General features: G+C 64.8%; 12 protein-coding genes and 1 pseudogene. 6 read left to right on the top strand and 7 right to left on the bottom strand.

Features of this window, described 5'->3' with window-relative positions; translation table 11 throughout:
- Positions 1 to 5 precede the first annotated feature (5 nt).
- Both ASD45_RS15445 and ASD45_RS15450 read right to left on the bottom strand, forming a co-directional pair.
- Positions 6 to 1484 carry a DUF1800 family protein gene (locus ASD45_RS15445; RefSeq protein ID WP_056912294.1) on the bottom strand — a complete coding sequence of 493 codons (1479 nt, stop codon included), beginning with the start codon at positions 1482 to 1484 and terminating at the stop codon, positions 6 to 8.
- Positions 1485 to 1615: 131 nt separating this feature from the next.
- Positions 1616 to 2431 (bottom strand): helix-turn-helix transcriptional regulator, encoded by an 816-nt coding sequence (locus tag ASD45_RS15450; protein ID WP_056912295.1) that lies wholly within the window; start codon positions 2429 to 2431, stop codon positions 1616 to 1618.
- 127 nt (positions 2432 to 2558) lie between these two features.
- On the opposite strand from ASD45_RS15450, the gene ASD45_RS15455 reads away from it, so the two are divergent.
- The gene (locus ASD45_RS15455) at positions 2559 to 2948 is read left to right on the top strand and encodes a nuclear transport factor 2 family protein (protein ID WP_056912296.1); all 390 of its coding nucleotides are present in this window, start codon (positions 2559 to 2561) and stop codon (positions 2946 to 2948) included.
- A 171-nt stretch (positions 2949 to 3119) separates the two neighbouring features.
- Positions 3120 to 4232, top strand: coding sequence for a mandelate racemase/muconate lactonizing enzyme family protein (locus ASD45_RS15460; RefSeq protein WP_162249438.1), 1113 nt, complete (start codon positions 3120 to 3122; stop codon positions 4230 to 4232).
- Positions 4233 to 4261: 29 nt separating this feature from the next.
- Here the strand turns inward: ASD45_RS15460 and ASD45_RS15465 are convergent, their stop codons facing one another.
- On the bottom strand, positions 4262 to 5107 hold the full coding sequence (locus tag ASD45_RS15465) for an IclR family transcriptional regulator (RefSeq protein ID WP_162249439.1): 846 nt from the start codon (positions 5105 to 5107) through the stop codon (positions 4262 to 4264).
- 205 nt (positions 5108 to 5312) lie between these two features.
- Here ASD45_RS15465 and ASD45_RS15470 point away from each other — a divergent pair, with 205 nt between their 5' ends.
- The gene (locus tag ASD45_RS15470; protein WP_056912299.1) at positions 5313 to 7160 is read left to right on the top strand and encodes an ABC transporter ATP-binding protein; all 1848 of its coding nucleotides are present in this window, start codon (positions 5313 to 5315) and stop codon (positions 7158 to 7160) included.
- Between the two features lie 15 nt (positions 7161 to 7175).
- On the opposite strand, the gene ASD45_RS15475 is transcribed toward ASD45_RS15470, so the two are convergent.
- From ASD45_RS15475 to ASD45_RS15485, 3 genes are all read right to left on the bottom strand, one after another.
- A complete protein-coding gene (locus tag ASD45_RS15475) occupies positions 7176 to 7607 on the bottom strand; it encodes a hypothetical protein (RefSeq protein WP_056912300.1) in 432 nt (143 codons plus the stop codon).
- Entirely contained in the window at positions 7607 to 7846 is a 240-nt protein-coding gene (locus tag ASD45_RS15480; protein ID WP_056912301.1) for a DUF883 family protein, read from the bottom strand. Before ASD45_RS15480 ends, ASD45_RS15475 begins: the two co-directional genes overlap by 1 nt.
- A gap of 85 nt (positions 7847 to 7931) precedes the next feature.
- Positions 7932 to 9419: a sensor domain-containing diguanylate cyclase gene (locus ASD45_RS15485; RefSeq protein WP_056912302.1), complete on the bottom strand. Its 1488-nt coding sequence runs from the start codon at positions 9417 to 9419 to the stop codon at positions 7932 to 7934.
- A 187-nt stretch (positions 9420 to 9606) separates the two neighbouring features.
- Between ASD45_RS15485 and ASD45_RS24050 the strand changes: the two genes are divergently transcribed.
- The 3 genes and pseudogenes from ASD45_RS24050 to ASD45_RS15495 all read left to right on the top strand — a co-directional run.
- A partial coding sequence (locus tag ASD45_RS24050; RefSeq protein ID WP_244485398.1) for a DEAD/DEAH box helicase family protein occupies positions 9607 to 10626 on the top strand: 1020 nt, incomplete at its 3' end.
- A gap of 1 nt (position 10627) precedes the next feature.
- Positions 10628 to 12498, top strand: a pseudogene (gene uvrB / locus ASD45_RS24055) (excinuclease ABC subunit UvrB); the annotation flags it as partial.
- A 211-nt stretch (positions 12499 to 12709) separates the two neighbouring features.
- Entirely contained in the window at positions 12710 to 13273 is a 564-nt protein-coding gene (locus ASD45_RS15495; protein ID WP_056912303.1) for a sterol desaturase family protein, read from the top strand.
- Between the two features lie 56 nt (positions 13274 to 13329).
- On the opposite strand, the gene ASD45_RS15500 is transcribed toward ASD45_RS15495, so the two are convergent.
- Positions 13330 to 13737, bottom strand: a complete 408-nt coding sequence (locus ASD45_RS15500; protein WP_056912304.1) for a hypothetical protein — start codon at positions 13735 to 13737, stop codon at positions 13330 to 13332.
- Between the last annotated feature and the right edge of the window lie 344 nt (positions 13738 to 14081).

Consider the following 14081-nt stretch of genomic DNA (forward strand, 5'->3'; position numbering starts at 1 on the left):
GCCATTCACCTGCGTTGGAATTCCGGCGCCATCAGCAGCAGCGCCACCGCCTGTGCCCGGCTTTCGGCGCGCGCCAGCGTCTCTTGCGTATCGCGCGACAGCAGCGGGCCGAAGCTCTGCTCGGCCACGGTCTCCGGATCGATCATCTCGCCGATCTGCCGGGCAAAGCGGTTGGCGATGTCGAGGCGCGAGGCCAGCCCGTCGGTCCAGGCATCGTTCATGTCGGAGAAGCCGTTCGGCGCCGGCGGCCGCCACAACGGCTCACCGAGCAGCGTGTTGGCGTTGACCAGCGGCCGCACGTCGGACGGGAAAATGCCGGTCGCGCGCATCGACGACACCATCCACTCGTTCGGCTTGCGCAGCTTGGTCCGCGGTGCATCCCAGGCTTCGGGCGCGGTCACCAGCGCGACCGATACTTCCTTCAGGTCGCCGCCGGTGTCGGCGAAACGCTTGCGCAGCCGCTCGACCAGCGAGGGCGGCGGCTCGTCCGCCACGAAATGCCGCGCCAGCTTCAGCGCGATATGCTGCGCCGTCGCTGGATGCGCGGCCAGCCGCCGCAGCACCGCTTCGCCCTGCGCTACGCCGGCCTGATCGTAGTTGCGATCAATGACATGCTGCGGGCCGGGCTCGTGCATGCGCTCGTTGAAGATGAACTGGCCGCTCTTCGCATTGTCGAGCCGCGGCGGCCCGTAGGTCCAGCCGGTGATCACCTTGGCGAAACTGGTGACGTCGGCCTGCGAATAGCCGGTGCGCACGCCGAGCGTATGCAGTTCCATGATCTCGCGGGCGAGATTTTCGTTAAGGCCCTTGCCGCGGCGCTGACCGGCAAACGAGTTCGGCCCGATCGAGGCGGCGTTGTCGAGATACATCAGCATCGCCGGATGCTGTTCGACCGCGAGCAGCATGTCGACGAACTTGCCGGCGATGTGCGGGCGGATCGCCTCGCGCTCGAACGATCCGCACACCGGCCGCGTCACGCCCTTGTCGGCGGAGATGCAGAAATGGTTGGACCAGAACCAGACCAGCCGCTCGGCAAAGCCGACATCGGCGTTCAGCGCGGCGTCGAGGCGGACCCGCGCTTCGTCAAGGAATATCTGTTGCGGCACGCCGGGCTGCTGCTTCGGCTTGTCGTTGTTCGGCGGCGCAGCCGGCGCGGCGTTTTGCGCCTGCATGTCGGGCTTGCTGTCGGCTGCCTTCGCGGACGCTTTGGCCATCTCGTTGCGCGCGGCGCGATCCTGCTCTTCCTCGGCGCGGCGGGCGAGCCGCGCCGCCTTCTTCTCCTGACGGAAATCGTAGGCGGCGCGCAGCGCTTCCGCCGATGTCATCAGGTCGTCGTTGCGGATCTGTCCCGCATCGGGCCGGCTCAGGTCGGCGATCAGCGCGCCGCGCGGGTCGCTGCCGAAAGCGTCGAGCCCGCCGGGCTTCGGCGCCAGGCCGAAGCGATGCAGCGCCGTTGCTGCCTGCGATTTGGGGTCGAGCGCCATGGTGCCGTTCACCGTCTTGCCGCTGCGTCATCGTCATCCGATGAAACTCCGGCGAGTTTGCGGCGCCGATGATGAACGGCCGCTGACCGGCGATATTAAAATGCCGTAACAAACAGCTCGGGAACCCCGCGCTAGTCTCGTGCAGACGCCTCTGCCATCGCCCGCATCGCCTGAGCGGTGGCATCGTCGGCCGGAAAGAACGACTCGATCGCCAGCTCCGACAGCGTCACATCGACCGGCGTGCCGAGCACGGTGGTGGTCGAGAAGAACGACAGCAACCCGCCCGGCGTCCGCAATTGCAGCGGCACGACGAAGCCGCCGTAGCGGTCCGGCACCGGCTGGGTCCGGCTGACGCCGGCCGGATAGGCTTTCAGCTCCGCCAGCAGCGCCGCAAGCTGCTCATCGCCGGTGACGCCGATCTGATGGCGCAGCCGCTCGAAAATGTGGGTGCGCCATTCCGGCAGATTGGCAATGCGCGGCGCGAGGCCTTGCGGATGCAGGCTGAGCCGCAACACATTGACCGGCGGCGCGAGAAGATGCGGAGCAACGCCGTCAAGCAGCGGCGCCAGCGCGCGGTTGGCGCTGACCATGGTCCAATGCCGGTCAATGGCCAGCGCCGGATAAGGCTCGTGGCCCTTGAGCACCAGTTCGATCGCCGCGCGCGCATGCTTCACCGCCGGATCGCTCAGCGGCCGCTGCGGGAACACCGGCGCAAAGCCCGCCGCCAGCAGCAGCGTGTTGCGCTCCCGCAAGGGCACGTCGAGCCGGTCGCACAGATTGAGCACCATGTCGCGCGACGGCTGCGCCTTGCCGGTCTCGACAAAACTCAGGTGCCGCGCCGAAATCTCGGCTTCGAGCGCGAGATCGAGCTGGGTCATACGGCGGCGCTGCCGCCATTCGCGGATATGCGTGCCGACGTCGCGCTGCGGTGTGTCGATGTTTGTCATGGCGAAATTCTAGCCAGCGCGCTGCGGCGGTTCCATGACCTCCGAGGTAATCGACCGGCGCCATCCTCTCCCGCACAAAGATCGCACACCCGGCGCGAGGCCGGGCCGCAACCGAGGAGTTCACACCATGACCACCAGCCCCGACACCGCCGCCCTCACCGCCCTCGTCGATCGCTACATTGCGCTGTGGAACGAGACCGACGCCAACCGGCGCCAGGCTTTGATCGCGCTCACCTTCGCCGCCGACGCACGCTATCTCGACCCGGTGCTGGCCGGCGACGGCCACGACGGCATCGACGCCATGGTCGGCGCCGTGCACGCCAAATATCCGGGCTACAGGTTCACGCGCACCAGCGAGGTGAACGCGCACCACGACCGCGCGCTGTTCAATTGGCAGCTCGGACCGCAGGACGGCCCGGTCTTCGTCAAGGGCATCGACGTCGCCGTGGTGACCGCCGATGGCCGGTTGAAGCAGATCGACGGCTTCTTCACCGAACTGAACACGCCGCCGCAGTAAGTCGCGCCCGCCGTGCCGGCCCGGCCTGCTGTGGCTGGGCCGGCGCAGGCGCATTTGCCGGTCGCGACGGTGGACACGAAGCGGGCCCGCCGGACCCCGGCAAGGCTTTGACACTTCGCGGCACCAGATAGTAGTATGCACATATCATTAGCGCATACCGATAGGTGCTTATTGAGCGACCCCATCAAGAAAATCACCGCCTACAAGGTGAACGTGCCCATCAAGGATGGCACCTACACGATGTCGGGCGGCCGCAGCCTCGACGCGTTCGACACCACGATCATCTGCGTCGAAACACGGGACGGTCTTCAAGGCTGGGGCGAAATTACCCCGCTCGGCGCCAATTACCTGCCCTCCTACCCGGAAGGCGCCCGAACCGGGATCAAGGAACTCGCGCCGGCGCTCATCGGCTGCGATCCGACGGAGATTGATTGCATCAATCACGTCATGGACGACTCGCTCAAAGGTCATCCTTACGTCAAGACGGCGCTCGATATCGCGTGCTGGGACCTGTTTGGAAAAACCGCAGGTCTCCCGGTCGTCAAATTGCTCGGCGGACGCTTCGGCACCAGGATCAAGGCCTATCGTTCAATCACGCATGACACACCCGAGGTCATGGTTGGCTGGATCCGCAAATTCAGCAGCCAGGGCTATCGCCATTTTCAGCTGAAGATCGGCGCGGATGCGGAAACCGACATCATTCGCATCCAGAACGCCGTCGACGAGGTCGGCGGCAAGGCCACGATCGTTGCCGACGCCAATGGCGGCTGGACACTGAGCGAAGCGGCGCGCGTCATGCGGGCGATCGAACATCTCGATGTGTATATCGAGCAACCCTGCCGCACCTACGAGGAATGCCTCAGTCTCAGGCGCCGGTTCAAGACGCCCTTCGTTCTCGACGAGTCGATCGATTCCATGCAGGCCTTGCAGCGCGCGATAGCCGACGGGGCCATGGACTGCATCAACATCAAGCTCTCGAAATTCGGAGGGCTCACCCGGTCACGCGCGATCCGCGATCTCTGCGTCCAGAACGGCGTGCGGACTTGCATCGAAGATACCGCGTGCACCGATATCACCGCGGCTGCTGTCGCCCAGCTCGCTCACTCGACGCCGCAAAACATTCTGCTCTGTACGACATTCGCAACCGTCAAAACGGCGTTTGCAACGGCGATTGGCGGGCCGGAAATCGTCGACGGCCACTATCTCGGCAACGTGGCCGGTGCCGGTCTCGGCGTGCAGCCTATCCTTGACGTCCTCGGCGAGCCGATATTCACCATCCACTAGTCGGCCACAGCACGACGCGATGTTCATCTTTAGCCGGACATCGCCGCCGCCGCACGGGTCACCAGGGCCGAAAACCTGACGGTGTCCGCGTCCTTCAACGTGGCATAGGGCGCAGCGATATTCACCGCACCCTGCGGCATGCCTTCGGCATCGACGATGGCGGCGGCGATCGAGGCATCGTTCTGCATGAACTCTTCGAACGCCGTGGCGTAACCGTCGCGCGCCGCCTTCCTGATCTTGGCCATGATCTGGCGTCGATCGGTGACCGTTCGCTTGGTGTAGGCACGCAAATCGGAGCGGTCCAGGATCTTGGCCGCGTCCGCCTCCGGAAGTTTCGACAAAATGGCAATCCCCGGGGCGGTACAAAACGCCGGCATCCGTGTGCCAATCACCGCGCTCGTATTCAGGATGTGGCGGCTCAGGACGCGCGCAACGATGACCACGTCCACGTCATCCAGCATCGTCAGATTGATGGTCTCGTCGGTCTCCTGGCTGAGATGAACGAGATAGGGATTGGCCTTGTCGATGAGAGAATTGGTGCTCAGGAAATGAAGGCCGATGCTCAGGCATTTGACCGTGACCGAGTACTGCTTCGTATCCTTGTTCTTGTCCAGATATCCGAGCTGGGTCAGCGTGTGAACGATCCGCTGGGCCGAACTGACATCGATGTTGGCGGCCGCCGCGATCTTGAGCAGTCCGAGGTTCGGCTGATGCTTGTCGAACGCGCTCAGGACGCGCAAGGACTTCTCCAGCGTGCCCAACATGAGGCGGCCTTGCGTGCCGCGCTCGTCGGCCGCCCCTTCGGCTTTTGCCTTCGCGTTCGAGCCGGGCTGGACTTTCTTCATAGTGGCCTTGTTCGGTGTCGATTTCGCCACCACCATTGCCCCCGGTTCAGCCGGTGACAAGGCTGGACCGGTCCCTTCCACCATGCCTTAATAACTGGCGCATTGCGCTAGGTTAAGCTGTGGATCACCGCCACGGTGCGGTCACGAAGCGCTCCTAAAGACCTCGGATTCCCATCGCTAGCGGGGTCCGCGTGCCGTTCCGGCACGACGGTCCTTTGCGCACTGAGCTCGGCCGATGTTCGCCCGTTTTGAAAAGATCCTGACCCCGACAGCCCCGACTGGCGAGCAGGAGCCGCCGCCCGGGCTGATCGCGTTCTATTGGTACTTCGTCCGCCAGGCCAAGGCGCTGTTCATCGCGCTGTTCGCCATCGGCTTCGCCGTGGCGCTGCTTGACATCCTGATCCCGGTGTTCATCGGCCGGGTCGTCACGCTGGTGTCGAAGTCCGATCCGGCGACCGTGTTCGCCGAGCACTGGATGATGCTCGCCGGCATGGCCGCGGTGCTGGTCCTCGTGCGGCCGCTGGTGTTCACGACGCAGCACCTCGTCATGAACCAGGCGATCGCCGCCAACGTCTCGAACCGCATCCGCTGGCAGAACCACTGGCACGTGGCCCGGCAATCCTGGGCCTTCTTCCAGAACGATTTTGCCGGCCGCATCGCCACGCGCGTCATGCAGACCGGCCCGGCGATCCGCGAGAGCCTGGTGTCGCTGCTCACCGCGGTGTGGTTCATCCTGATCTACGGCACCAGTGCCATCCTGCTGCTGGCCTCGGCCAATCTGTGGCTGGCGGTGCCAGTGCTGCTGTGGTTCGCCGGCTACATCGCCATGCTGCGTTACTTCGTGCCGCGCATGCGCGACGGCTCCAAGGTGATGTCGGAGACGCGCTCGCTGCTCACCGGGCGCATCGTCGACACCTACACCAACATCGTCACCGTCAAGCTGTTCGCGCGCGCCCGCGACGAGGACGCCTATGTGCGCGAGGCGGTGGACATGCACACCGGCCGCTTCCACACGCAACTGCGGCTCAACACCAAGTTCGCGATGACGTTGTCGACGTTGAACGCGCTGCTGATCACGCTGACCGGCGGGTTCGCCGTCGTGCTGTGGCAGCAGGGTCACGTCACCGTCGGCGTCGTCGCCATGGCGCTGCCGATGACGATGCAGATCGTCTCGGCCTCCGGCTGGGTGGCGTGGCAGATCACCGGCATCTTCGAGAACATCGGCGTCGTGCAGGAAGGTATGATGACCATCGCCCAGCCGATCGCGCTGGCCGACGACGAGAATGCGCGCGAGATCGAGATCTCGCGCGGCGACATCGCTTTCGACAACATCCGCTTCGGTTACGGCCGCGAAGCCGGCCTGATCGAGGGCCTCAATCTGCACGTCAAGGCCGGCGAGAAGATCGGTCTGGTCGGCCGCTCCGGCGCCGGCAAATCGACTTTGGTCAACCTGCTGCTGCGCTTCTTCGATCTCGAGGGCGGTCGCATCCTGATCGACGGCCAGGACATCGCCACGGTGACGCAGGAGAGCCTGCGCACCCAGATTTCGGTGGTGACGCAGGACACCTCGCTGCTGCACCGCTCCATCCGCGACAACATCCGCTACGGCCGGCCGGACGCCACTGAAGAGGAGATCCGCGCCGCGGCGCAGATGGCCCATGCCGACGAGTTCATCGAGACGCTGGAGGACTGGAAGGGCCGCCGCGGCTACGACGCGCATGTCGGCGAGCGCGGCGTCAAGCTGTCCGGCGGCCAGCGCCAGCGCATCGCCATTGCTCGCGTCATCCTCAAGGACGCGCCGGTACTGATCCTCGACGAAGCGACTTCGGCACTCGACAGCGAAGTCGAGAGCGCGATCCAGTCCAGCCTCGGCGTGCTGATGCGCGGCAAGACCGTGATTGCGATTGCCCACCGGCTTTCGACCATCGCGCAGATGGACCGGCTGATCGTGCTCGATCACGGCTGCATCGTCGAAGAAGGCACGCACGACGAACTGCTGCGCACGGGCGGCCATTACGCCGGCCTGTGGCGGCACCAGTCCGGCGGCTTCCTCGACGCCAGCGGCCAGGAGGCGGCGGAGTAAAGGCGGCGGGCGAACCTAGAGCCTGCGCCCGAGCACGATGCCGGCAACGATCGCCGTGGTCACCGCCTGCACCATGTGTTCATGCGAGCCTTCACTCAGGGCAGCCGCGGCTTCTTTGATCGCGCCTTCGGTGGACGCAATGGTCGCGCGCACCTCGTCGGCTTCGGTTTCCGCCACTTTTTGCGGCCGGGGCGCCTGCCGGTGCGAGGCGCGGAAGGCAACGGCCAGCAGGATCGCAGCCAGCAGCGCATTGCCGCCGGTGATGACGGCCAGCGTGGTCATGGTGCCGAACGCGGTCTCAAGATAAACGAACAGCAGCGCGAGCCCGCTCACGAAGGCGGCGAGCAGCAGCGCGAAGGCGATCAGTGTCAGAAGGGCGCGCAGCGTCAGGCGGCGCAGGACGCGGCCAAACTCGGCTGCGACCGCATCGACGATGACCGCGATCATCAATGCCTCCGCAGCAACAACCCGAGCAATACGCCGACGCCGACCGCGCCGGCAATCACGGCGTTCGGATTGGCGCGGACATAGGCCTCGGCGTTCGACATCGCGGATTTCGCATCATGCATGGCCGAGTGCGCCTCGCGCTTGCCGGCCTGCTTCAACGTTTCCTTGATGGCATCGAGATCGGCCTGCAGCCGTCGTAGCTGCGCGGCAAGATCGTCGGTCTGAGCTTGGTCGGTCATGGGTGCACCTCGAGCGGTATCTCCTGCAAAAGCAGGATGTCATGCCGCCCCGGTGCCGACTTTGCGGTGGATCAATCCGCCGCCCTTACCCCACCGCTTGCGTGCGGCGCCGCTCGTATTCCGCCTGCGCGTAGTGTTCGCGCTTGGCTTCCAGCATCGCGAGGTCGGCGCGCTTGACCACGGACTCCAGGCGCTCGCCCGGTTCGCTGGTGGCAATACCCATCGACAGCGACAGCGGCAGGTCGGTGTAGAACTCGTTGTTGATGACGATGAGATCGTTGATCACCTTCATCATCGCCTTGCCTTCGGCGATTTCGACGCCCGGCAGGATCACGGCGAACTCGTCGCCGCCGATGCGCGCGGCGCGCGCCGGCTGATCGACGATAGAATTGAGCACCTCGCCGGCGCGGCGCAGCAGCTGATCGCCGGCGGCGTGGCCGAGCTCGTCATTGGCCGACTTGAGGCCGTTGAGATCGGCCATGATGATGGTGACCGGCAGCGGTCCCTTGCGCTCGAGACGGTTGAGCTCGTCGGCGAAGAACGAGCGGTTGCACAGCTTGGTGAGCGCGTCGTGGCTGCCGAGATATTCGAGATAGGCCTCGGCCTTCTTGCGCGCGGTGATGTCGGTGAGCGCGATCTGCACCAGCGACCAGTCGTGCTCGCGGCCGGGGAAGATCGAGAACTGCAGCAGCAGGTTCAGCTTGGTGCCGTCGAGCGTGTAATTCACCACCTCGCGCTGCTGGAACAGCTTGCCGTTCCACAGGTCGATGAGCTGCTCGCGGAAACACGGCCCCATCTCGTCGCGCATGACGACCGGCAGGCTGCGCAGCAGCGTCGCCTTGTCGGGCGCGCCGAACAGGCCGAGCGTGTGCTGGTTGACGTCGATGATGCGGATTTCGCTGATGCAGCGATGCACGAATTCCTCGTGCACGTCGGTGAAGACGCGCAGATCGGTGATGCCTTGGTGGCGGACTTCGTCGATCAGCCGCTTGACGCCGGAAAAGTCCTCGACCCACAGCGACACCGGCGAATGCGCGAACAGGCCGCGGGCATAGTTCTCGCTGCCGGCCAGCAGGCGGCGGGCGTCCTCGCGATCGGTGACGTCCTCGGTCGAGATCAGCACGCGCGACCAGGTGTCTTCATGGCCGGGCAGGATCGTCGCCTTGAGCTGGATATCGAGCCGTTCGCCGCCGAGCGTGTAGTTCACGGCGTTGCTGGCGAAGCTGCACTGGCCTTCCCAGAGCTGGACCAGTTCCTCGATGTGCGTCGTCAGCATGTCGCCGCGGAACACCTGATCGAGATTGGCGGTGAGATGTTCCAGATCGCGCGCACCGAACAGGTCGAGCGTGCGGCGGTTGACCTGCAGCAGCCGGATGCGGCTGGCGCATTCCTTGACCCGGTCCGGATGGCCGGCGAGATGCTCGCGCAGCGACACGACCCCGGCGCGGCGCCAGCCCTCGAGCAGCGCCTTGACCCCGCTGTAGTCTTCCAGCCACAGCGGCACCGGCGCCAGTTCGAAGATTCCGGCATCGGCGGCGATCGCGGCGGCGGAAGAGGCGAGCACGTCAGTCATGGCTATCCACAAGCGAGTATAATTGATTCTCAACCAAGAGGCGGCGCGGAAGATCATTTCTGGCACGGAGTCGTGAGCAATTTCCTTACGACCACTGACAATTCCTGACCGTTATCCGCGATATCGGGGCGCATTAGTCCGCCGCCGCGCCCTTTCCTCCTCCACCGACTCCACCCATATTCGACTCATGGCGAAATCACCCCCTAAAAAACCCGGCAAAGATCCGGCGAAACCGACGCGATCGAAGGCCAATCGTCCGGACTCGCCGCGAGTTCCCGAGGCGCTCGCCGACATCCTCAATCCGGCGCTCAACAAGGGCACCGCCGGCATGGGGTCCGGCACCGGGCAGAACTCCGGGTTGCAGCCGCCGCCGGACAATTCCTGGGACCGCCGCGCCGGTAATGCCGCCGAGTATCGTGCGCGGAAATCGACGCAGGGTTTCGAGGAAGCGCGGCAGGCGGACTACAGCGCGTCGCCGATCACCGGGCTCGATCCGCAGTTGGCGGCCGAGCTCGGATTAGTCGCGGACGATGCCGGCGCCTCGTCGCCGGAAGGCGCGCCGACCTCGCCGTCCCCTGGAGTGGAAGGCAAGAAGCCGGCGGGCGGCGAACTGAGCAAATATCGCCTGCCCAAGGCCGACCTGCCGACCGGACCGGGCGGCCTGTCGTCGATGGGCGTCGCCGCCACCGCCGACTCGCTGGAGCGCCTGCTGCGTGAAGGCCGGCCGGAATTCGCGACGGCCGGCGAAGTGTGGACGCCGCACCGGCCGCCGCGCCCGGAGAAGTCCGAAGGCGGCGTACCTTTCGTCATCAAGTCGCCGTTCGAGCCCAAGGGCGACCAGCCGCAGGCGATCAAGGAACTGGTCGAGGGCGTCAAGCGCCACGACCGCACCCAGGTGCTGCTCGGCGTCACCGGCTCGGGCAAGACCTTCACCATGGCCAAGGTGATCGAGGAGACGCAGCGCCCGGCGCTGATCCTGGCGCCGAACAAGACTTTGGCCGCGCAGCTCTACGGCGAGTTCAAGTCGTTCTTTCCCGACAACGCGGTCGAGTACTTCGTCTCGTATTACGACTACTACCAGCCGGAAGCCTACGTTCCGCGCACCGACACCTATATCGAGAAGGAATCCTCGATCAACGAGCAGATCGACCGCATGCGCCATTCGGCAACTCGCGCGCTGCTCGAGCGCGACGATGTCGTCATCGTCNTCAAGCAGGGCGGCAAGGTCGAGCAGCGCCAGTTACTCGCCGACCTGATCGCGCTGCAATACAAGCGCACCCAGGGCGATTTTTTCCGCGGCTCGTTCCGCGTCCGCGGCGACACCATCGACATCTTCCCGGCGCATTATGAAGACCGCGCCTGGCGCGTGCATCTGTTCGGCGACGAGATCGAGAAGATCGAGGAGATGGATCCGCTCACCGGTCAGAAGACCGACGAGCTGGAATTCGTCAAGATCTACGCCAACTCGCATTATGTGACGCCGCGGCCGACGCTGATCCAGGCGATGGACGGCATCAAGCGCGAACTGAAGATGCGCCTCGATCAACTGAACAGCGCCGGGCGTCTGCTGGAAGCGCAGCGCCTCGAACAGCGCACGCGCTATGACCTCGAAATGATGGAGGCCACCGGCTCCTGCGCCGGCATCGAGAACTATTCGCGTTATCTCACCGGCCGCCAGCCCGGTGAGCCGCCGCCGACCTTGTTCGAATACGTCCCGGACAACGCGTTGATCTTCGCCGACGAGTCGCACGTTACCGTGCCGCAGATCGGCGCCATGTTCAAAGGCGACTTCCGGCGCAAGGCGACCTTGGCCGAATACGGCTTCCGCCTGCCCTCGGCCATGGACAATCGCCCGCTGCGCTTCGAGGAATGGGACGCGATGCGGCCGCAGACCGTCGCGGTGTCGGCGACGCCGGCGGCCTGGGAGCTGAACGAAAGCGGTGGCGTGTTCGTCGAGCAGGTCATTCGCCCGACCGGCCTGATCGACCCGCCGGTCGAAGTGCGCCCGGCGCGCACCCAGGTCGACGATCTCGTCGGCGAGGTGCGCGAAGTCTCGCGCAACGGCTACCGCACGCTGATTACGGTGCTGACCAAGCGCATGGCCGAGGACCTCACCGAATATCTGCATGAGCAGGGCATCCGCGTGCGTTACATGCACTCGGACATCGATACGCTGGAGCGCATCGAGATCATCCGTGACTTGAGACTTGGCGCCTTCGACGCGCTGGTCGGCATCAACCTGCTGCGCGAAGGCCTCGACATTCCCGAATGCGCGCTTGTCGCCATTCTCGATGCCGACAAGGAAGGCTTCCTGCGCAGCGAAACGTCGCTGGTGCAGACCATCGGCCGCGCCGCGCGCAATGTCGACGGCAAGGTCATTCTCTACGCCGATCAGGTCACCGGCTCGATGCAGCGCGCCATGGACGAAACCACGCGCCGCCGTCAGAAGCAGGTCGAATACAACACCGCCAACGGCATCACGCCGGAGAGCGTCAAGAAGGGCATCGCCGACATTCTCGACTCGGTCTACGAGCGCGACCACGTACTGATTTCGACCGGCGGCAAGGGCGTCGGCGGCGAAGGCGAGTTCGCCGATGCCGCCACCATCGGCCACAACTTCGAAACGGTGCTGGCCGATCTCGAAACCCGCATGCGGGAAGCCGCCGCCGATCTCGACTTCGAGGAAGCCGCGCGGTTGCGCGATGAACTCAAGCGCCTGCGCCAGACCGAACTGGCGGTGGTCGACAACCCGACCGTGCGCAATGTGATGATCACGCAGGACCCGAAGCTGCGCCGTCACAACAAGGCAGCCGCCAAGGCAAACGAAAAGGCCGCGGCGAAGGCCGATCCGCTGTCCCGCCCGCACAAGCCGGTGCTCGACGAAATGGGCATCGCGACCTGGCACGAGTTCAAGCCGGCGCGCGACGGCGCGCGCAAGGATGGGCCGCGCAAACCCAACCTCGACGAGATGGGTCCCGGCATTGAATCGATCCCGGCCAAGAAAGGCGAAGGCCCGCGTTCGACGATGGGCAAGCCGGGCCAGCGCGGCGGCTTCAGGGCGAACAAGAAGCGCAGATAACGCCGTTCCTTGGTGGCGTGGCGGCAGGATTGGCCACGTCGGGGGGACGCGGCCGATATTGCGGAAACACACGACATCCATACGCCGCCGGCCGATCCGGAACACAATTTAAGCAAGATTGAAACGCTGATATCCTTTCAAGGGCGTCTTGTAGGCGATGAGCGCGAGAGCTACGCTTGATCGCCGGGCATATTGTGCCTGAGGTGCCGTTATGAAAATGAGCCGCCTTGGCTATTTTTCCGAGTTTTTACTTTTTCCGCCATTGCTCGTCTTTGCGATGCTGCTCGCATTTCGCAGTTCGACGCCGATGCAACCCTTCAGGATGGCGGGCTTCTATGTCGCCGGGCTCGTCGCCTGGACTTTGATCGAATATCTGCTGCATCGCGCCGTGTTTCATCACGCGCCGATCCTGTCGCGCATCCACGACCTTCATCATGATTTCCCGCAGGATCTCATCGGCACACCGGGTTGGGCCAGCGTACCGATCGGCCTGATCCTGTTTGCCGGTCCGTTATGTGCGGTGTTCGGGTTCGACCTGGGAGTCGCGGCGACGGCCGGGCTCGTGACCGGTTATTTGTGGTACGTGTTTGTTCATTACGCCAGCCACCACTGGCGCCCCCGCCGGAATTCTTATCTTTACCGCGCGCGGCTGCGCCACGCCCGCCACCATCATCTATCGCATAGTGGAAATTTCGGCGTCACCACCGGCCTGTGGGACCATGTGTTCGGCACGGCGCTTAAGACGCAGGCGTCGCATCGCGCCGACGCCAAGTAGGCGTCCGCGAACCGGTCGGTGCATCAAGAGAGAGAGAGGCCGTCGAGCCACCGACGTCAGATCGACTCGCCCTCGCCTTCCATCACCGCATATTGCGTCATGGCGCTGACCTGCTGCCAGGCGTTGCCGTCGAAGCCGGCAAGAATGTTGACGCGCACGACCTGAACCAGCTTGTTGGCGACCGGCTTCAGTTCCAGCGTCTGGCCCTTGGTGAAGGCGATCGCGGCGAGGCCGCAGGCTTGCGGATCGTGTGCTTCGTTGTTCACCGCATCCATCGCGGCCTGCGCCTCGCGGCCTTGCGAGCGCAATTCGACGAAGCGCGCCGCCTGGGCCGGGCTGTTGCAGATCATGCCGACGCCAACCTTGGCGCCGTCGTCGATCGGTTGCTGGGCATGGGCGACGCCGCCGGCCACCACCGCAGCGGCAACCGTAAGGCCGAACAGGATAACCGGTGATTTGCGCATGGGATTGTTCCGTCCGCTGTGTTGTTCCCTCTGAAAACGCCGCCGCGCCGTCCCGGTTCGGACCCGCACACGCGTTTGTGAGGTGGGTGGGAAGCAGAGATGCGATGACGTCGTCCCCGCGCAGGCGGGGACCCATAGGCTCTGCGCCACCGATAAGGGCACGACGTATGGATCCTTGCCCTGGGGGTCGACAATCAGATCGGCCGTTGACGCATAACATATTCCTAGGACTATTGACTCTCCGATAGGCCTAGACCTATATTCCCATCCATCCCGCCCCAACTGCGAGGGGTGTCTGATCAGCGTCTCCAGATGCTGGGGCGGGGAGCGGTGGCCGGGACGGG

Origin of the sequence: Pseudolabrys sp. Root1462, from assembly GCF_001426945.1 — a bacterium.
Lineage (GTDB): Bacteria > Pseudomonadota > Alphaproteobacteria > Rhizobiales > Xanthobacteraceae > Pseudolabrys.

Excerpts from the sequence above, each read along its gene's own strand:
- ASD45_RS15480 (WP_056912301.1), bottom strand. The coding sequence starts at position 7,846 with ATGACCGACCAAGCTCAGACCGACGATCTTGCCGCGCAGCTACGACGG.
- ASD45_RS15495 (WP_056912303.1), top strand. The coding sequence starts at position 12,710 with ATGAAAATGAGCCGCCTTGGCTATTTTTCCGAGTTTTTACTTTTTCCG.
- ASD45_RS15445 (WP_056912294.1), bottom strand. The coding sequence starts at position 1,484 with ATGGCGCTCGACCCCAAATCGCAGGCAGCAACGGCGCTGCATCGCTTC.
- ASD45_RS15455 (WP_056912296.1), top strand. The coding sequence starts at position 2,559 with ATGACCACCAGCCCCGACACCGCCGCCCTCACCGCCCTCGTCGATCGC.
- ASD45_RS15450 (WP_056912295.1), bottom strand. The coding sequence starts at position 2,431 with ATGACAAACATCGACACACCGCAGCGCGACGTCGGCACGCATATCCGC.
- ASD45_RS15475 (WP_056912300.1), bottom strand. The coding sequence starts at position 7,607 with ATGATCGCGGTCATCGTCGATGCGGTCGCAGCCGAGTTTGGCCGCGTC.
- ASD45_RS15485 (WP_056912302.1), bottom strand. The coding sequence starts at position 9,419 with ATGACTGACGTGCTCGCCTCTTCCGCCGCCGCGATCGCCGCCGATGCC.
- ASD45_RS15470 (WP_056912299.1), top strand. The coding sequence starts at position 5,313 with ATGTTCGCCCGTTTTGAAAAGATCCTGACCCCGACAGCCCCGACTGGC.
- ASD45_RS15500 (WP_056912304.1), bottom strand. The coding sequence starts at position 13,737 with ATGCGCAAATCACCGGTTATCCTGTTCGGCCTTACGGTTGCCGCTGCG.